This is a genomic window from Phyllobacterium sp. SYP-B3895 (assembly GCF_009647635.1).
Taxonomy (GTDB): Bacteria; Pseudomonadota; Alphaproteobacteria; order Rhizobiales; family Rhizobiaceae; genus Phyllobacterium; species Phyllobacterium pellucidum.
In genome coordinates, this window is sequence record NZ_WJIG01000004.1 from 382,736 (window position 1) to 401,372 (window position 18,637).

The following is an 18,637-nucleotide window of genomic DNA, read 5'->3' on the forward strand; positions in this document are numbered from 1 at the left end:
GACTGAGAGGATCCCATTATGTCTGACAATGTCTTGGTAGAGCGCGAACGTTCGCGACCATCATTGGTGGCCGTCGGGTTGCTCATGGCGGCGTTTCTCACAGCTTTCGATGTCCGCGCAGTAAGCGTCGGACTTCCCGATCTGCGTGGTGCTTTCGGGCTTAGCTTTGATGAGGGTTCGTGGTTGAGCACGTTCGCCACCGCGCCTCAGATACTTGTCGCTCCCTGCGTGGGTTGGCTGATTGCCGTCTTCGGCGTCAGAAGGGTGATGGTTGCTCCGACGCTCCTCTATTCTGCCATATCGGTTCTTATCCCGTGCTCCCAGAACTTCGAAGTCCTGATGCTGTTGCATGCAGCCAGAGCGGTTTTGCTTGGGATTTTTGTCGGTGCAACACTTTTGACGGCCTTTCGCAATCTCGACAGCAGATACTGGATCGTGGCGCTTGCGTTCTACGTTATGAGGGTCCCCTTCTCACAAAACCTGGGCGTCTACACCGCCGGAAGTTATTCTCAAACCATAGGCTGGCAATGGCTCTACTGGCAAGGCGCCATCATCGCACCTGCGATCGGTGTCCTGGTCTGGTTCGGTGCCAAACCGGTGGCAACAGATCGGGATTCCCTGGGACGCGCAGATTGGGGTGGCATGGCGCTCTTCGGAACATCCTTGACGATGCTCTATGTGGCATTGGACCAGGGCAATCGCCTGGACTGGTTCCGATCGGGCTTCATCGTCTCGATGCTAATCGCCTCGGCTTTTCTGGCAGTCGCATTTGTCCTGAACGAAACCGTTGTCAAAGTCCCATGGGCACATTTCTCCACGATGTTTTCCAGGAACATCGCGCTGAGTTTCGCGGCGATATTCTCGTTCATGGTTGCGAGCCTTGCCAGCTCGCTGCTAGCCCCCAACTTCCTTATCTCGGTCGCCCATTTGCGCCCTGAACAGATTGGTGACTTTTCCGATCCTTATGCCGCCATGCTACTCATGTGCGCCACAGTCGCGGCCGTATTCCTCGTAAGGACAGTTGGCCCACGTCTTTCCATGATTGCCGGGTTCGCCTGTTTCGCGTTTTCCTGTTGGCTTGGAACTTCGATGACCAGCCTTTGGTCGTTGCAGGAGTTCGAACCAATCGTTGTGCTGCAGACCGTGGCGGAAGAAGTCGTTTTCCTCGCAGCTGTGACAACAATATTCAGCAACGCCAATCCGGCCCGTGCCGTGGTCGTTACCGCCTATGTGCAAGTCTTGCGGCTGATTTGTTCGGAGGTCGCGGGAACGAGTATGGCGACCTGGATCAGACAGCGTGAGCAACTGCATTCCTATCTTATCGGGCTGCATGTCACTAGCGGCAGAGTGGGTCCAGGAACGGGCGGCACTCAATTCGATGCTGCGAAGCGCAGTATTGGAGTATTGGCAAGCGTCATCCAGCGAGAGGCCAATGTGCAAGCCTACATCGATGGCTTTTGGGTTGCGTTTTTAGCAGCAATTGTGGGCCTGTTCGCCGTGGCGCTTATGGCACCCTCTCCGCGGCATCCTCTCACGCGAACGCCGGGAGGAAAGCCATCCCGATTACGGCTAGAGCTGTAGTCGAAGCTCGCGGTAGCGTTCGGACAATGCCGGCAGGTTGAAGGCTCTGTTAAGGCCGCTCGGATTGGGTAGCAGCCATACTGCGGCGCCGGCAAACTTTTCGGGCTGCCTGCCCCACTCGACATCTCCTCGACGGCTGATAGCGGCGTATGCCGCTTTGCCCAGAAACGCCAGGTTGGCCGGCGCAAACGTCCGTATCTTGACCTCCAACTCTGGGACGGCGTCAATATAGTCCTGAGCCCTGAGCTCGCTTGCGCTTGTGGTAGCGCGTGAAACTGCGGTCGTCAGACCGCAACCATATCGCAATAGGTCGCACTCTTCGTCGGCTCGCAATAGCCGTGGCGTGAACCCCGCGAGGTGCAACGCACGCCAAAAACGATTACTCGGGTTAGAGAAGTTATGCCCGTCCCGAACCGCAGAGACCGCTGGATTCAAACCACAGAAAACAACAGCAAGCCCGGGTGCCAGGACATCGGCCAGTCGAGCTTTCGGCTGTTCCGGATCATTCGGACAACTTTCAGATGCAATCACACGACCCCGCATTCGAGCTTCTCTACTCAACCTTCCGACCAAGCACTTCAATTTTTCATCGAGCCACCGACAGCGACCCGCGCAGCCGCAATCGAAGACAGCTGCGGCCAAATGCACTTGTCGATGTGAACAAATGACTAAGGTGGAAGGACATTGCGACGATACCATAGTTTCATCAATAGTTTCGACCCAACTGAAGTCACTGCAGCCGCCATGGTTGAGTTCGGCGATCCGATCCTGCAATTGGCCATACTTGCGTGGCGAATGGGGTTTGACCGGAATCCGGACTTGCCAGCGACATTCAGTTGAACTTGTGACCGTTTCCCGCAATCAGCCGTTTCGGCTGGCCCAGGATTTCGTCTCCGTGATCGAGCCAACGATCGCAGGCCTCGACGAGCTCAAGACTTCGTCGGGAGAACAGCAGTTTTCTGAAGCGGAAACCTACCTTCTGTCGCGGCTTGCCGGAGTTGCCGGAATTGATCACTGGCTGAACGATGTACGCGTGGACGCCGCTATGCGCGTCTGTGAGATGGTCGGCGTTGCCGCGGCGCGAGTTGCACAAGGAGGAACGCAATCACTGAGCGAGCGGGAGCTTCATTCTTGCACGCAGAGCGGCTTTCAGTTGCTGCAAACCGAGTCCGGATTGAACGACCTGTGCGACGAATTGAAAAGGGAGTGTACCCGCAAGAACCTGTAACCGACGGGCATGAATGTATTCGGGTTCTTGTGGAGCAAGTACTACACAAAATCGGAGAACGATGGTTTCGAACCATTCTACGATCGTCTGCAAGAGTACGCTCTGCAGAACCTGCCGCTTGGGCCGGGGGACGAAATGTTCGGGACGGTCACGCGTCCCAGAAAGTGGCATTCGATCCGTACGGCGTCGGACGAATTTGAACTGTCGCATAAGTTGACACGGAAGCTGACCGTCGCCTCGGGGCTTGTGGAGGAAACTGAGGTGCGAAAAAGCCAGAATACCATCCTTTTCGACGCAAAGAAGTTTGATGCGTATATCGGACGTATCCGCGGATCTGTCTCGAAGGATGAGGCCCTGGAATACCTCAACCTCCCCCGCCCTCACGAGCAGGGCATGATGAAGTCCGGGTTTCTGGCCCCCATCATACGTCGCGGCGATGCTCTCGGACATCACCTTTTCGAGAAGGAGGTTCTGGACCAATTCCTTAACAAGCTTCTTCAGGATGCATTGCCCGTCGACCAGTTGGAGGAAGGGTTTAGCGATATTCCAGGCGCAGCTTTTCAGTCGTTCGCATCCGTCGTCGAAGTCGTCGAGCTCCTGTTCGCGGGGAGACTTAAGAATGTCCGGTTTCTTAAAAGCTCACGCGGCTTTCTGAGCGTTCTAGTGAAGTCAGACGAGATCGTCGCACTGCTGCATGAAGCTGAAACTCGGGGCTATACCGCTCTTGAACTGAATAGTGTCCTCGGCGCAAACAGTGTTTCTGTCCGGGCCCTGATCAGGCACGGGTTTCTTGCGTCAACGATGCACAAGAATGCCAAAACCGGTTATGTCCGCCCATTGGTCGCTCCCAGGGATGTGGAAGAATTTCAGCGCAAATATATCGGATCTTTCGAGATCGGACCCGTCTCGGACTCCATGCAAAGAGGTCGTCAAGAAATGTCGCGAGCATGGTATCGAACCCGCCTTCGAACCGGACATTGTAAAATCACGCTATTATTTGAGATCCGAAATTCCCTGGATCTAATATTATCTCATTGCTAAACCGCCCGGCTCTGCCGGGTTTTTTTGTGTGCCTATTTTGCCCCTATGCCGAGGTCGCGGATACTGAGGCGGACTGTTGTGGTTGAAACGGTTAATAGTGAGGCAATCCTCGAAAAGGCGCATTGATTTTATTGATGTTTTAGGGCCGATGCGGCCAACAATGGGTTAGTTGATAGCATGTATCAAACGACACATAGTATGGTCGAATCTCACCCAATGTGTGCCTCAAAAGACAAAACAGTGCGCCGTATCGCCAAATGAACTGCCAAACTGTCTTGGCGGATCAGATTCTTGCACCGGTGGTCATGGGCGCGGCTGCCACTCAGGATCTAGCGCACAGGTGAGTCACTTTGCCGCTCCGAGCGCATTGCTGTCGGCAGATCCTGCCACCATGTTCTGCAGTCAATTACACCCAATTTTCAGATTGGGTGTAATTTGCTGCAAAGCTTTTCCAGAGGACTGTGTCCGTCGACAAATTAACTGTCGAGGATTCCTGAACAAATCCGTGCAAGGATCATCCGGTGTTTTGGTAAAAATTTTTCTTAACCCTCACAAGCTCGGCATCAAACTGCGCTCGCGGCGACTTCATCACGTCTCTTGATCCAGGCAAGGTTGAGTGGGCTGGCAGTTAAGGTCCACTGTCGGGGGCTGCCGCCGCGACTGCGGAATAGACCTACGTGAAGTGCTGCCATGCTCGCTTCAGTCGGGCGGTCAAAAATGCGCCCAAACTGCTCCCTTACCGACAAAACAGCGAGCCGCCTAAGACGCTTATAATGAATGTCAAAGGTTCGTTCGCGATTGTCGATTTAGATGATTGCGATGGGTCATGATGAGGCTGCGCGCACTCTCGATGATAAGTTGGCGGGTTTCCGAGGGATTAACGTGATTATTGACATATACCCGTCTCACCTCCCCTGATTTGAATTCGAGATCGCAGAACGCTCGACCATCTGGAACATCGTGAGCCCAGGACTGAAATGCTAGGGATAAAAGAGGTCCTATAACGGCTTCCTGCCAATCATAGGCAAGAGAGTGAGCATGGTCGCCTATCAGATAAGCGGCTGCATACACCAGAATAGCATCCGCCTGTGTGTCATGGGCTATGCCGAAATTTCCAGCTTCATCGACAATACTCAAGCCCAGTTTAGAATGCGGTGGAAAGGTATTGAGCATATCATTGATTAATCGTCGGGCGTCAGTGTAGCGCACCAAGCACCAGGATGGAGCTTCGTCCGGGTCGTTATTTCTCTCGATCGACACCATTCTCATCGACAGCACTTTCGATATCTAATACGCTAGGATTTGCTGCCGGCCGATCTTTGGCAAGGACAGAACAGGTAATCATGCAGAAACGCGCGGAATACTGATAGGAAGTCACAATTCCACCGGTGACATTGTGCTAAAGGCGTACAGGGCAGCGGTACGAACTCGTGCGCGAGACCGACCGGTCTGTGCGCTATCTGCCCGAGGTCTCAGCGCTCAATTTAGTCCACCTCGCCTCAACGGTCCCGAGCCGTGAAGCGTCGTTGAATATTTCAATGCACATAGTGCGGCTTTCATCGCGGATTCTTTGAATGCCCTCTACGTTTGAACCGTCTCTTTTCCGGCGATATACATCGCAAAGGCGCCGAAGCTCAGCGGCCCACATCGTAAAAACGTAAATGTGTTGGTCAGGCTTCCTGCGGTGTAGTAAGGGATCGAAATCATAAGAGTTCCACTCATCGAGCCATTGCTTAAACCGCAATGCCGGCACAAGTTGTCTGCCGTCGGAATTTGTTGTTTCACCCATTTTGTGCCCCTAGTGCGATCCCGACTAAGCCATATCGAGATCGAAGTTAACTTCCAACCAACATTCTCGGGAGATGCCCAATAACGTGCTTCCTGCCCAGCCACAACGTTCGATTTGAGTCTCGATCGACGCTCAGTCAGGTACGAGATAGTTTCATTCTATGGTTCAAGGATTGCAACATTACGGAGTGGAACGTTTGGCACCAGTTAAAGGACACGCCGGCAGGTTGGTGGCTTGCGCCCTGTCACCAATTTCTCCCGCAGTGGCTCGATCCTGGTGATGGATGAGACCAGCGCGATTCCGCACGAGCGCATCTAAAGGAAGTGCCGGATTTCTGCGCGTTCACGCGGACAGCTAGGGCCTGATCCAGAACGCGCCGGTCATGCACGATTACGGCTTCCCGTCTTCATTTTGACGAGATCGCAACCACGGAGCTGCTGTCGATCGCGAGATCAAACAAGGCACGATCTCTCATGCGTCCCTCCCTGTCGAGGAAGGATCATATTGTGCAATGCCCATTTTCGTTCTCCTTCGACCAACATTGGCCGCAAGAACAACTCATGAGAACACTGTTGGGGCCGTCTGCTGACGGTCCGGTTCTGTCCGAAAAACTGAGTAAGCCGCCGTACGGCAACCGACCCCATTTCTGACGCTCAGATCCCCGCAGCCTGTTCCTGAAAGCCTCCGGTTAGCTCAGACCCCAGCGACGTCCGGAACGCGCGTTATCGTTCGTTCAGCGGCCGGGCTATAGCCGCTTACTTCATCGCGATCGCTCCTGCGCTCCAGCGCGCGACGCTGCTGCCGGCTCGTATAGAGTTGTCTAGGAACAGCCCAGACGTCATCGCGTGATCGGTGCGCTGGCCGACACGCTTTGCTTTAGGCCGGGTCGGTCGAGGCGCGTAATGGATGGTGCGTCGCCGCCTTCGACGATGTCGGAGACCATGCGCCCGAGCGCCGGGCCGAACTTAAAAGCATGACCGGAGCAGCCGCAGGCTACAATGATCGGACCGTGGCGGTCGACGATAAAATCGACGTCGGGCGTCATCGTCCAGGGATGCCGCTGTGTACGGCTGACTTTTGGTGCCACCGACGGCATGCGCCGGGTAAGCCAATTCAGGATGCGCTTCTCCTCTATAAGATCGGGCTGCCATTCCTCGACGTCGGGCTGCCATCCCTCGGCGCCCGCGTCGAAGGCAATCTTGTAGCCGATGCCCGGCACAGGGTGGCCGTAGATGCCGGTCTCGCCATTTGATCTCCATTCCGCGATCCCAGGGCGATCGACGAGGAGTGGCGCGTCGAGAAAGGTGACCTGCGCCACGGCCGGCGCGAGCGGAAGGTTCAATCCGGCTTCGCCGAGAAGTTCCTTGGCCCAGGGACCCGCGGCCACGACCACTTGCGCCGCCTCGAAGCGTCGACCCTCGGTATGGACCTTGACCACGGTCTCGCCCATCTCGATCCTTGTGACCCGCATGGGTGCGAGATAGGTTACGCCAGCACGCTGGGCCGCAAGAAGGAGTGCTGCCATGCCCGCGTCCGCAAGTACCGTTCCCGCCTGGCGCTGAAAGAGTGCAACCTCTCCCGTAGCCAGCACGATCTCTGGGAAAAGTCGGTGGACTTCGGCTGAATCGACACTCTCGATCGCTGCTCCGGCGGAGCGAACGGTGCGCGCCAGGTCTTCGAGTTTGCCTTCAGGTCCGATGTCGATCTGGCCGGTCAGATGAAGGATCTTCCGTCCAGTCTCGCTTTCCAGCCGATGCCAGCTGTCTATCGCCTCGAGCGCCAGATCGACATAGAAGGGATGATCATAGGCGATGCGAATGCTGCGTGATGCGCCGGTCGAGGAGGTTGCTGGATGACCGCTGCCGAACCTGTCGATTGCAAGGACCCGACGTCCGCGTCGCGCAAGTTCGTAAGCAGTCGAGAGGCCGAAAATACCGGCGCCGACGATGATGATGTCATAGGTCATGCGGTCTACTCGTTCAATGATGTTAGCGTTCGCTACCTTTGCCAAAGTAGCTTTCAAGGCGTGATTGTATGAGCTCAAGACAGATGGACATGACCCAGTAGACAAGCGCCGCAGCGATCAGCATCTCGAAGACCTTAAAGTCACGCTTGCCGACGATCTGTGCTGTTTTGGTCAATTCCCAGACACCCATGACGGAGACGAGGGCGGAATCTTTCAGCATCGCGATGAACTGGTTGCCCGTGGGTGGCACGATCAGCCGCATTGCCTGGGGAAAGACGATCTTGCGAAATATCAGCCCGGATGGCAGTCCGAGCGCCAGCGCCGCTTCGGACTGGCCTCGCGGCACGCCGAGAATTCCGGCGCGAAAAATTTCTGCCATGTAGGCGCCGTAGCAGAGCGAGAGCGCCAACACGCCTGAGGGTACCGCATCAAGCGCGAACTGGGGACCGAGTTGCGGCAGGCCGATATAGATCACGTAGACCTGTAGCAAGAGCGGCGTGCCACGAAAGAAGGAGATGTAGAAAGCCGCGGCGCCATAGGCGGCGCCGTTATTGGAGAGACGCCCCAGTGCCGCTGCCATGGCTAGGAAGGATGCGAAGATGATCGAGATCAGCGAAACATAAAGTGTTGTCACGGCGCCCGTGGTTATCAGAAAGGCAATATTGGACGTGCCTGACTCGTTGACCTGGAACCAGACTCCGAAGTCCCGGTCAAAACTGCCGATGAAGGCCACAAACAGCAGGACAAGCTCAATCCAGATCACACCGACCTGGACCGTGAAGGGCAGGAGCCTAAGCAAAATCAGATTCGCCCAGACCGCCCCAGCAATCAGCAAACCGGTCATGGCATCGAGCAGAAGCCCGGCGTTGCTACCGGGCCCAGCGCCGATCAACGGAGCAACTAGCGCCCCGAGGTTCGTATCGCCGAGTCCCAGTGCGGCAAGCGCCATTGCCAACACGAGAACCACAACGGCCTCGCCTGGAGATGGCCTGATTTCGCGCCAGTGCACTTCTCGGCGCGCCGTCGCCAGACCCGTAGCCATGCTCATATTACTTCACCGAAGTCAGATCGACGCCATACCATTTCTCCGACAGCGCCTTTAGCGCACCGTCCTTTCGCATGGCGTCGACAGCCTCGGTGATCTTTGCATCGAACTCAGGATCACCCTTGTCTGTCGCGACAGCCAGCGGCTCGTAGAACACAGGATCGCCAATCACCTTCATCGGATACCCCTTTTTTATCGCTTCGCGCAGTGTCGGCAGCGCGGACAGCACGGCTTCGAGCCGCACGCCCTGGCCGAGCCTAAGGTCGTCGTATGCGTTGGTGTCGGTCTCGTAGGATTTGATCTCTTTCGCCGTCACCTGATAGGTGAACGGGGGAACCCCAGGCGCATCGAGTTTCAGATTCTTTTGCAAATAGGATTCATAGCTGCAGCCCGTGCAGACACCGATTACCCTGTCATTCAACTCGCCAATTGTAGTGATGTTGGAGTCCTTGTGGGCCGCGAACGATGCTGGCGTGAAGTAATAGATAGCCGGAAAATTCAAGACTTTCGCACGCTCCGGCGTCGCCGCCATTGAACCGATGGAAACGTCCCAGCGACCGGCCCACCCGCCAGCGGTGATGACATCCCATCCCGGCGTCACGATTTTCAGCGCAACACCCAGACGTCTTGCGATCTCCTTGCCGACGTCGATGTCGAAACCATCCATCTCGTTCTTGTCGTTGAGGAAGGATTGCGGCGGATATTCCGCGTCCGACGACATGGTCAGTATCTTGCTGCCCATTACCCGGTCCAGCGTCCCCCCGGCAAAGGCCGGCGCGACGAGGGTCATCAATGCTATCGTCAATGCAAATCTGCGCATGTCCATTCCCCTCATATGCTCGCCCCTGCCTGCGCGCATCAACCGTCGCTCGGGCGCTTGAGGCGTCCGTTTTGAAAGATTGATCTCAGTCGAGTGCGACGAAGCGTACTAGCCGACCCACAACCGGCCTATGCCGATCGCTACAATACGAAGAATAGAAAAATGCGACCGCTTGTCAACGAGAAACTTAACGATCGTTCAACAACGGTGGTCTGCCAGGCGTCGTTCGCAGGATCAGGGAATCGATCCAGGTTTCGCACAGCCGGACGGCCTCGGCATTGCTGAATGTCTCGTCGTTCAGACACCATTCGATCCAGAGGCCATCGATCAACGCGAGCAGGCCAATGGCTGCGAGCCGGACGTCCAGCAGCGGTACCGCCCGCTCTGTTGCAAGGCGGCTTAGGAGGTCCTCGACAAAGGTGCGATACTCGCCATAGGTGCGGTCGTGAACGTCCCTGAAGACGTTACCCTTCTTCATCATACCCCAGAACACCAACCAGCATCGGAGCGTACCCGGGTCGAACATAGGGGCGGCTAGCAAGGATCCTATCATTGCGCTCACCTGCTCTCGAGCGCCGCTCCCAGCCGTTTCAACCGCATCCCGGGCGACGTCGAGCAGCGACATCGTCAAGCTCTCATAGGCCTGGACAACCAACTGTTCTTTGCTTTCGTAGTGATGATTAATGAGGCCGATCGAGATACCGGCGGCGGCACTGATTTTGCGAACCGAAAGACCCTCCCAGCCTTCCTCTGACAGGCACTTCAGCGTCGCCTCGATCAGAATTCGACGACGGTCGTCTGGCAGCTTTCTTTCGAATTTGTTTTGTCGGTCCATTTCAAGCCAGCCTTCCAATGCGTCTACTATTGAACGATAGTTCAGTTTCTGTTAGCTCATACCAAGCGGACGGACGATTTGCCAGCCTGACGTCGTTTGCAGTTTGTTTTGGCCACGGTGTTCGAACACCCGGCCTTGTTGAGCACTGCCGGCTGCAATCCGGCGAGAGCATGAGAGGAAATGCAATGTCCATTCGATCCAATTTGAAGCCAACCGTCAGCAGTTTTGGTGTCGAGCAAATGCCGCGCATCGCGTATGGCCGAGGCTCTTACGTTTATGACGTCGATGGCAAGCGTTATCTCGATGGCTCCGGCGGTCCGGCGGTCTATGCGATCGGTCACGCCAACGAGGAAGTCAACTCGGCTATCCGGACGCAGATGGATCAAATTGCGCATGCCTACCGTTACACGTTCACCAGCGACGCTTCCGACGAACTCCAGGAGCTCGTGCTGCGCAAGACCAATGACTGCTTCGAAAGAGTGATCTTTGTCTCAAGTGGCTCGGAGGCCGTGGAATCCTGTCTTAAAATCGCACTGCAGTTCTGGTCCGCGGTAGGGCAGCCAAAAAAGCGCCGCTTTATCGCCCGCCGTCGCTCCTGGCACGGCAACACGCTCGGTGCCCTTTCTGTCTCCGACTTCAAGTCACGCCGCGCATCCTTCGAGGGGAGCCTGCTAGACGTTTCATTCGTCTCCGCGGCCAACGACTATCGACGGGCGGCTGGCGTGACCTCGGAAGGGCTCGCTCATTATCTCGCTGATGAGCTGGAGGCGGAAATTCTTCGCATTGGTGCCGACAACGTCGCGGCTTTTATCTTCGAGCCCGTCGTCGGCGCCGCTGGCGGCGTTGTTCCCGCGCCGGCTGGATACGCCCAAGCGATCCGCAACATCTGTGATCGACACAACGTGCTGCTGATTGCAGACGAGGTGATGTGCGGCTCTGGCCGCGTCGGAACATTCCGGGCGCTGGAGCCAGAGGGCGTCCGTCCAGATATCATGGCGATCGCCAAGGGTCTTGCGGCAGGCTATATTCCGCTCGGCGCAACACTTTACAGCCGTAAGATTGCTGATGCCATCGACCAGGTCCATGGGGGACCCCAGACCGGCCATACTTTCACTGGCCACACCGCTGCCTGCGCCGCGGGTCTCGCGGTCCAAAAACTGATCCAGCGCGAGGGCCTCATTGAACATGTCGCGACCCGTGGTGCGCGCCTGCAGGATGAGCTGCGCGCAGCCATGCGGCATATCCCGGAGGTTGGCGACATCAGGGGAAGAGGGTATTTCATCGGCATTGAACTTGTCGCCGATCCAGCAACCAAGGTGCCGTTCGACCATCAGCTGCAGCTTCACGCCCGCATCGGTTCGACCGCCTTTGAGCGTGGCCTGATCGTTTATCCCTGTGCGGGCAATGTCGATGGAATCAGCGGCGACACGGTGATTGTCGCTCCGCCCTACAACGCAAGCGATGACGAGCTGAGTGAACTTGTCGATACGTTGACGAGCTCTATAATCAGCGCCGTGGAATCCGTCAGCTGAGATTGTAAAGAGTTGCGATGGGAATGCTCTCATACCCTTGAGCATTCCACTGAACCTGAGAAACTCGACTCTCCGGAATTCGAGGAGGAGTGAATGATCGGAAACCCGTTTTCGCATCCCAATCGTATTTTTAGCTCAGGATTTTACACGGATCCCGATCTCGACTTCGAGGTTCGCACCACCCTTGGAAAGGTGACTTCAGGCGCCGCGGATACGGGAGAGATTCTGTCTACTATCGCAGAGGCCGACCAGGGAGAACCTCAGGATTGGTTCGAGCGATGGATCGCACTCGGCGATCGGGTCCGGGCGATTGCAGATGAAAGTGTAGCAGGTGGTCATCATATCAGTGCAGCCGATGCTTATTTGCGCGCCTCGACATATTACGGTGTCGCTCTTGGCTGCATAGACCGACTAGAAAGTGATCAGCTACTGGTACCGGTTTTCCGGCTGCATCGCGAGGCCTGGGACAATTTCATCGACGCAACATCGATAAACACGGAGCGAGTGGAAATTCCCTATGAGGGGATGACCTTGCCAGGGTATCTCTTCAAGCCAACTGGGAAGGAGTTGAAATGCTGCATAATTCTCGTGAATGGTAGTGACGGCACACTCAGCGGCCTCTGGGGTTGTGCCAAGGCTGCCCTGGCTCGAGGCTACACGGTCCTGATGTTCGACGGGCCAGGCCAGCAGTCGCTCCTGTTCGAAAAGGACGTGCCCTTCCGTTTCGATTGGGAGGCAGTAATTACACCTGTGGTTGATTTCCTTCTCGGACGAGACGACGTCGGTTCGCATCGCCTTGCTATATACGGTGTGAGCCAAGCCGGTTACTGGGTACCGCGTGCACTGGCGTTCGAGCATCGAATTACCGCAGCAGTCGTCGATCCTGGTGTCGTCGACGTCTCGACGTCCTGGATAGAACATCTGCCCTCAGGGCTGAAGAAGCTGCTTGCCGAAGGCAACGAACGGCTGTTCGATATCGAGATGTCCGTCGGCATGAAACTGTCGGGTGCCACGCCCAGGATGTGGAATTTCCGCGCCAGGCCTTACCGGCAAGACGGATACTTCAAGACACTCCAGGAAGTCTTGAAATACAATCTGACCGAGGTCGTTGGTCGCATCCAGACACCGATGTTCATCTCAGATCCGGAGGACGAACAGTTCTGGCCGGGTCAGGCCAAACAGCTTGCTGCCATGCTGCCTGGCGAGAAAATGCTTTCATCTTTTACAGCTGCGGAGGGCGCTAATTTTCACTGCCAACCGATGGCGCGTGCACTTACCGAACAGCGCATTTTCGACTGGCTGCATCACATTTTGAAGCGTTAAACTGCAACCATGCGACGCTTTTCGCTGACGAAAACGAAGGTACGCCCATGACTATTGAATTTCGGCATTCCGATGCATCCGAACCAGGTCTCTCGATCCCCGCGATTGGACTTGTCCTTCACGTTCGCTTTCCACCCTCTGCAAGCGACGGCGCCTTCTCGATTATTGAGACGATCAATGATCCTGGCTTTGGCCCACCCCGACACCGACATCGCGAGGCCGAAATATTCAGAGTGCTGGAGGGGCGCTACTTGTACGAGGTCGACGGACGCCGCTTCTACGCCGAGGTGGGCGATGTTGTCAGCATTCCCGGCGGAGCCGAGCATGGATTTGTAAATGTCACTCACAAGCCGGCACGGCAGTACGTTCTCATCACACCTGCCTTGGATGCAGCCGCGTTTTTTACTGAGCTAGGGTTAGTCATGGCGACCAGAATACCCGACAAGGCCGCGCTGAACCGCTTCGGCGCGCAATGGGGGATGGAATTCCTTGGGGCACCGCTGAAGCCTACCGACATACCGACTTAGGCTTTAGATCCCAAGTCGCTTTGGTTCTGACAGGAGTCAGTTTCTGGTATGTTTTCGATCGTCCGCTTTTGGCATTCTGCAATTTTGTTACAATGTCTGCATCGAAGGCGCGTAGCCGCTCAATTGCAAACGTTCAAATTGGAAACATTCCATTAATACGTGCAGCCCCACAGTGAGCGGGGCCGCACGCGCTCAGATCTCAGTGTGCTCCGCTAGCTCCAGTGCATCCTCGATGTCCACACCAAGGTACCTGACCGTGTTTTCGATCTTGGTGTGCCCCAACAGGACTTGAATAGCGCGAAGATTGCCTGTCGCCTTGTAGATCATTGCGGCCTTGGTGCGCCGAAGCGAGTGCGTGCCGTAGTCTTCGCGTCGCAGACCAATAGCGGTCACCCATTCGTCGACCAATCGGGCATATTGGCGAGTGCTCAGATGATCTGCATGGTCTACTCGACTGGGAAAGGCATAATCGTCAACAGTTCCACCTCGCCGCTCCAGCCATGCAAGTAAGCTCGCCCTCACCTCCGCCGTGATTTCAAACTGGACCGGACGGCCAGTCTTTTGCTGAACGACCATGGCTCGGGTTCGAATTTCCGTTCCTGTCACGAGGGTTCCCGTCTTCATTTTAACGAGATCGCAGCCACGAAGCTTGCTGTCGATCGCGAGATCAAACAAGGCGCGATCTCTCATGCGTCCCTCCCTGTCGAGGAAGAAGCGGATCGCCCAAATCTGGCGCTGTTTAAGCGGCTTCTTGACGCCAACCTTTTGGCCAGCGTTCCATGCCGGACGTCCTAGTGCCTTAGGATCATATTGTGCAATGCCCATTTTTGTTCTCCTTCGACCAACATTGGCCGCAAGAACAACTCATGAGAACACTGTTGGGGCCGGTTGCGGACTGTTCGCTATCGGGGAAGGTTGACCGAGGAAGCGGACATCCAATAGCCCACAGCCTCACTTATGAAGCGGCGCCACCCGACTTGGTCGTCAGGATTCCATCCAAGCCCTTCTTGGGCTGTTGAAACCCGGGAGCGGACCATGTGCGTTTCGATTTCATGGAAAGCGGCCACTCCGCGGCCCGTTCGCCTTGGAATGCAGATCTCCAACAGCAGTTTCCCTAGCTCATTAGTGGCGTTTGGCACGGGACGTCAGCCGCGCGATATGGTCCGCGCCCGGCGAGGAGCGGAGCGTACGCGGCGAGTCGGTGGGATATGAACTCTGTGAAAAGCCGCACGCGCTTCGTCTTGCGTGTCTCCCCCTGCGTGAGAAGCCAGATCGTGGCGGGAGATTTCAGATCGATGCCCGGAACTCTCGCCAGCAGGTGATCAGCATCTCCGACGAAACAGGGCAGTTTGGTCATACCGATCCCGCGCCTTGCCGCAGCGATCTGGGCGTCGGCGTCCGGCGTCCTGAACGGAACCCCTGTCGCGCGAAACTCGCCTTGGTCGACCCAGCCCGGAACAGCCTGACCGCCGATGACGATGGGCCGGACTGGATCCGGCGCACCCGCACGCCACGCGGCCAGTCTATCGCGGGACATATAAACAGCCGCGAGCAGATCCGGACCTTTCAAGCCATGAAGATTGAGCGGCAGGGTCTTGCGATCGGAGACCATCCGGATCGCCACATCCGCCTCCCGGTTGGTCAGATTCACGACCTCGCCGGTCGATATGATCTCCATCTCGATGTCCGGATGCAGACGCGCAAAGTCTGCGATATCCGGCATGAGCAGGTGTGTCGCAAGGAAAGGAGGCATTGTTACACGCAGAAGCCCGCGTACGCTCTGATCGCGCCCGAAGACGCGCGTTTCCAGATGGTACGACGAGGCTTCCATCTGATTCGCGAACTCGAGAACCTCCTCGCCCGCGGCTGTCAGGCGGTAGCCCGAAGGCAACTTTTCGAACATTTGCGCCCCGAGATGCTCCTCGAGCTGACCAATGCGTCGAAGCACGGTCGAGTGGTTGACTCCCAGGCTCTTGGCGGCAGCCCGCACTGAGCCGCCACGCGCGGCGGCAAGAAAGTAGCGAACGTCATCCCAGTCGATCATGGTCCATTCCCGCGCCGCATGGGGCGGCTTCCGAAGGCCAGTCTACCCTACTGGGCCGGATTGCGCATGTCCGTCGCTGCTTCGATCACGTAAGTGGATCGTTTTCGCACCACGGATGCCCGCGATTGCGCACTCACCGCCTGGCGCCGCCGACCCCATATCGAGGCTGTCGGAGGATGCCTCCGCAATCGATGACCCGAGAGGCGACACAAGGAATGCATGACATGACCAGATTGAACGGAAAGACAGCCGTGATCACGGGCGGCGCGACCGGCATCGGCCTCGCTGCTGCAAAGCGCTTCATCGAGGAGGGCGCCTTCATCTTCATCTTCGGCCGCCGGCAGGAAGCGCTCGACGCTGCTGTGGCGGTGCTCGGGCCAAAGGCCCGCGCGGTGAAGGGTTCGGTGTCCGAGGAGGCCGACCTCGACCAACTCTACGCGGCGGTGAAAGCGGAGCGCGGAACCCTTGACATCGTCTTCGCTAATGCCGGGGCCGGAAGTCCGCTTGCACTCGGCCAGATCACCGCCAAGCACATCGACGACACTTTCGACACCAATGTGAAGGGCACGATCTTCACGATCCAGAAGGCTCTGCCGCTGATGGGTAAGGGCGGTTCGATCATCCTGACCGGATCAAGCGCCGGCACTACGGGCGCCCCGGCATTCACCGCCTACAGCGCAAGCAAGGCGGCAGTGCGCAATCTCGCACGCACCTGGGCAGAGGACCTGAAGGGTACTGGCATTCGAGTCAACGTGCTGTCGCCTGGAGCGACGGCGACCGAACTTGCGAAGGAAGCGTTGGGCGAGGAGGGTCAAAAGGCCTACGGGGCGATGACGCCACTTCAGCGCATGGCCGAGCCCTCAGAAATTGGGGCCGTGGCTGCCTTTCTCGCGTCGGACGACAGCAGCTTCATGACCGCCAGCGAAGTCGCCGTCGATGGCGGCTTGGCTCAACTCTGACCCCGGCGCGGTTCCGTTCCTAACTCACACACAACGAAGGACAAAAGATTATGAAAGCACTTGAGGGTAAAATCGCAGTCATTACGGGCGGAAGTAGCGGGATCGGCTTGGCCACAGCCAAGCGTTTCGTGGAAGAAGGTGCGCACGTCGTAATCACCGGGCGAAGAGAGAAAGCCTTACAAGAGGCCGCGGCGCTGATCGGGAAAAACGTGACAACAGTCGTGGGCGACGTCTCGCGCTTGGAAGATCTCGACCGGCTCTACGCCACCGTGAAGGAGAAACATGGTCACATCGACATTATCTTCGCAAACGCGGGCGCAGGGACAGTCGCGCCGCTTGCGGCAGCTACTGAGGCTCATTTTGACCAGACCTTTGATGTGAACGTGAAGGGCCTGTTCTTTACGGTGCAGAAGGCCCTCCCTCTCTTCAAAGACGGCGGATCGATCATTCTGAACTCGTCGGTTTCTAATGTGATGGGGCTGCCAGCGTTCAGCGCCTACGCGGCAAGCAAGGCGGCTGTTCGCAGCTTCTCGCGGTCTTGGACCCAAGAGCTGAAGGACCGCGGTATCCGCGTCAATACGATGAGCCCCGGGGCAATCGAAACCCCCGCCTTGGCGACAACAACTGGCCTTACCCCCGAGCAAGCCGAGCAAGCGGCCGCCCAGTTTGAGTCACAGGTCCCAATGGGTCGCAGGGGCAAGCCAGAGGAAATTGCGGCTGCCGTCACCTTCCTCGCCTCCGATGAAAGCTCTTACATCACGGGCGTGGATCTGGCGGTCGATGGAGGCATGGCGCAGGTCTGACCTGACGTTAACACAGGATCGGAGAAGTATTATGAGCTATGCAATTATCGGCTTCGGCAATATCGGCCAAGCTCTGGCCAAGGCCTTTTCCCGCAAGGGCCTCGAAGTATCTGTTGCAACCACGCGGGACCCGGAAACCTTTACGGCTGGAGCGGCCGCGATCGGGCCCAAGGTCATTGCCAAAACACTGGCCGAAGCCGTCAAGGCGGACATCATCTTTTTGGCTGTCCGTTTCGAGTCGCATCCAGAAGTCGCGAAGGTGCTTCCCACCTGGCAGAGGAAGACCATCGTCGATGTGACCAATGCCTACGGTGTGCCCCCTGAGCAACTGGGAGGACAGCCGTCTTCCCAGTTCGTCGCGCAGGCTTTCTCGGGAGCAAGGCTGGTCAAGGGCTTCAACCATCTGCTCGCTGCCACCCTTGGCCAAGATCCGGCCGTGCAGGGCGGCAGGAGAGTCGTGTTCCTGGCGAGCGACGATGACGGCGCCGCAGATGAGGTTGGCGCGCTTGCCGAAAATCTCGGATTTGCGCCGATCAAACTTGGCGGCCTCTCGGAAGGCGGACTGCTTGTGCAAGCGCGCGGGAACAGTTGGGGACGGTTGATCTTCAAGGACTTGGTCAAGTTTGACGGATGAACCCGACGCGCCCACAGGCAGGGCAACGTTGCCTGGATCGGATCGAGCGCGCTCCGATCCGCGTGAAATGGAGAAATTCCCATGAGTATTGAAAAGAACATCCAGACGGTGAAGGACTTCTTCGCCGCGATCGGCCGCGGCGACAGGGAGGCTCTGCTGGCGCTGGTCGCCGAAGACATCGAGTGGATCATTCCGGGCAAGGACTGGCCGCTGGCCGGCACGTACCGGGGGCACGCGGGACTGGCAGATTTGCTGGATACGGCATCCCGGTCGATGGATACCTCCACGGAACCCCGGGAGTTTGTCGCACAAGGAGACCGGGTTCTCGTCGTCGGCTTCGCCAGGGGGATGGTCAAAGCCACGAACAAGCCGTTCGAGGACGACTGGATCTTCGCCATCACAGTCCAGGACGGCAGACTGACCAGGATCCAAGAATATATCGACACGCAAGCGTTGGCACGCGCCGCGCAGATGGACGCATCCGGGCCCGTATAGCGCAGGCCTTCTGCA

18 protein-coding genes and 1 pseudogene are annotated in these 18,637 nt (G+C 57.2%); 10 read left to right on the top strand and 9 right to left on the bottom strand.

Annotation, left to right across the window (positions count from 1 at the left end; genetic code table 11):
* Nucleotides 1-18: 18 nt before the first annotated feature.
* Nucleotides 19-1,581 carry an MFS transporter gene (locus GF108_RS19525; RefSeq protein WP_153670019.1) on the top strand — a complete coding sequence of 521 codons (1,563 nt, stop codon included), beginning with the start codon at nt 19-21 and terminating at the stop codon, nt 1,579-1,581.
* Here the strand turns inward: GF108_RS19525 and mug are convergent.
* Nucleotides 1,570-2,124, bottom strand: coding sequence for a G/U mismatch-specific DNA glycosylase (gene mug / locus GF108_RS19530; RefSeq protein WP_153670291.1), 555 nt, complete (start codon nt 2,122-2,124; stop codon nt 1,570-1,572). The genes GF108_RS19525 and mug overlap by 12 nt on opposite strands.
* A gap of 301 nt (nt 2,125-2,425) precedes the next feature.
* Here mug and GF108_RS19535 point away from each other — a divergent pair, with 301 nt between their 5' ends.
* Both GF108_RS19535 and GF108_RS19540 read left to right on the top strand, forming a co-directional pair.
* The gene (locus GF108_RS19535; RefSeq protein WP_172982669.1) at nt 2,426-2,809 is read left to right on the top strand and encodes a hypothetical protein; all 384 of its coding nucleotides are present in this window, start codon (nt 2,426-2,428) and stop codon (nt 2,807-2,809) included.
* A 9-nt stretch (nt 2,810-2,818) separates the two neighbouring features.
* Nucleotides 2,819-3,850 carry a hypothetical protein gene (locus GF108_RS19540; protein WP_153670021.1) on the top strand — a complete coding sequence of 344 codons (1,032 nt, stop codon included), beginning with the start codon at nt 2,819-2,821 and terminating at the stop codon, nt 3,848-3,850.
* Nucleotides 3,851-4,630: 780 nt separating this feature from the next.
* On the opposite strand, the gene GF108_RS19545 is transcribed toward GF108_RS19540, so the two are convergent.
* The 6 genes and pseudogenes from GF108_RS19545 to GF108_RS19570 form a co-directional block, all read right to left on the bottom strand.
* Nucleotides 4,631-5,113: a hypothetical protein gene (locus GF108_RS19545; RefSeq protein ID WP_153670022.1), complete on the bottom strand. Its 483-nt coding sequence runs from the start codon at nt 5,111-5,113 to the stop codon at nt 4,631-4,633.
* 924 nt (nt 5,114-6,037) lie between these two features.
* Nucleotides 6,038-6,135 (bottom strand): annotated as a pseudogene (locus GF108_RS22800) (integrase); the annotation flags it as partial.
* A gap of 342 nt (nt 6,136-6,477) precedes the next feature.
* Nucleotides 6,478-7,605 (bottom strand): FAD-dependent oxidoreductase, encoded by a 1,128-nt coding sequence (locus tag GF108_RS19555; protein ID WP_153670023.1) that lies wholly within the window; start codon nt 7,603-7,605, stop codon nt 6,478-6,480.
* 22 nt (nt 7,606-7,627) lie between these two features.
* Complete coding sequence (locus GF108_RS19560) at nt 7,628-8,653, bottom strand: amino acid ABC transporter permease (RefSeq protein WP_246664032.1); 1,026 nt, start codon at nt 8,651-8,653, stop codon at nt 7,628-7,630.
* 1 nt (nt 8,654) lies between these two features.
* Complete coding sequence (locus GF108_RS19565; protein ID WP_246664033.1) at nt 8,655-9,470, bottom strand: transporter substrate-binding domain-containing protein; 816 nt, start codon at nt 9,468-9,470, stop codon at nt 8,655-8,657.
* A gap of 187 nt (nt 9,471-9,657) precedes the next feature.
* Nucleotides 9,658-10,323, bottom strand: coding sequence for a TetR family transcriptional regulator C-terminal domain-containing protein (locus GF108_RS19570; RefSeq protein ID WP_153670025.1), 666 nt, complete (start codon nt 10,321-10,323; stop codon nt 9,658-9,660).
* A gap of 167 nt (nt 10,324-10,490) precedes the next feature.
* Here GF108_RS19570 and GF108_RS19575 point away from each other — a divergent pair, with 167 nt between their 5' ends.
* From GF108_RS19575 to GF108_RS19585, 3 genes are all read left to right on the top strand, one after another.
* The gene (locus GF108_RS19575) at nt 10,491-11,837 is read left to right on the top strand and encodes an aspartate aminotransferase family protein (protein WP_153670026.1); all 1,347 of its coding nucleotides are present in this window, start codon (nt 10,491-10,493) and stop codon (nt 11,835-11,837) included.
* A gap of 93 nt (nt 11,838-11,930) precedes the next feature.
* Nucleotides 11,931-13,160: a S9 family peptidase gene (locus GF108_RS19580; protein WP_153670027.1), complete on the top strand. Its 1,230-nt coding sequence runs from the start codon at nt 11,931-11,933 to the stop codon at nt 13,158-13,160.
* A 47-nt stretch (nt 13,161-13,207) separates the two neighbouring features.
* The gene (locus tag GF108_RS19585; RefSeq protein ID WP_153670028.1) at nt 13,208-13,687 is read left to right on the top strand and encodes a cupin domain-containing protein; all 480 of its coding nucleotides are present in this window, start codon (nt 13,208-13,210) and stop codon (nt 13,685-13,687) included.
* 192 nt (nt 13,688-13,879) lie between these two features.
* Here the strand turns inward: GF108_RS19585 and GF108_RS19590 are convergent, their stop codons facing one another.
* Nucleotides 13,880-14,512 carry a tyrosine-type recombinase/integrase gene (locus GF108_RS19590; protein WP_153670029.1) on the bottom strand — a complete coding sequence of 211 codons (633 nt, stop codon included), beginning with the start codon at nt 14,510-14,512 and terminating at the stop codon, nt 13,880-13,882.
* Between the two features lie 289 nt (nt 14,513-14,801).
* Nucleotides 14,802-15,731: a LysR family transcriptional regulator gene (locus tag GF108_RS19595; protein ID WP_153670030.1), complete on the bottom strand. Its 930-nt coding sequence runs from the start codon at nt 15,729-15,731 to the stop codon at nt 14,802-14,804.
* Nucleotides 15,732-15,955: 224 nt separating this feature from the next.
* Here GF108_RS19595 and GF108_RS19600 point away from each other — a divergent pair, with 224 nt between their 5' ends.
* The 4 genes from GF108_RS19600 to GF108_RS19615 all read left to right on the top strand — a co-directional run bounded on the left by GF108_RS19600 (nt 15,956) and on the right by GF108_RS19615 (nt 18,622).
* Nucleotides 15,956-16,690, top strand: coding sequence for an SDR family NAD(P)-dependent oxidoreductase (locus tag GF108_RS19600; protein WP_153670031.1), 735 nt, complete (start codon nt 15,956-15,958; stop codon nt 16,688-16,690).
* 50 nt (nt 16,691-16,740) lie between these two features.
* A complete protein-coding gene (locus tag GF108_RS19605; protein ID WP_153670032.1) occupies nt 16,741-17,493 on the top strand; it encodes an SDR family NAD(P)-dependent oxidoreductase in 753 nt (250 codons plus the stop codon).
* Nucleotides 17,494-17,524: 31 nt separating this feature from the next.
* Nucleotides 17,525-18,127 carry an NADPH-dependent F420 reductase gene (locus GF108_RS19610; protein WP_153670033.1) on the top strand — a complete coding sequence of 201 codons (603 nt, stop codon included), beginning with the start codon at nt 17,525-17,527 and terminating at the stop codon, nt 18,125-18,127.
* Between the two features lie 81 nt (nt 18,128-18,208).
* A complete protein-coding gene (locus GF108_RS19615; RefSeq protein ID WP_153670034.1) occupies nt 18,209-18,622 on the top strand; it encodes a nuclear transport factor 2 family protein in 414 nt (137 codons plus the stop codon).
* Nucleotides 18,623-18,637: the final 15 nt, after the last annotated feature.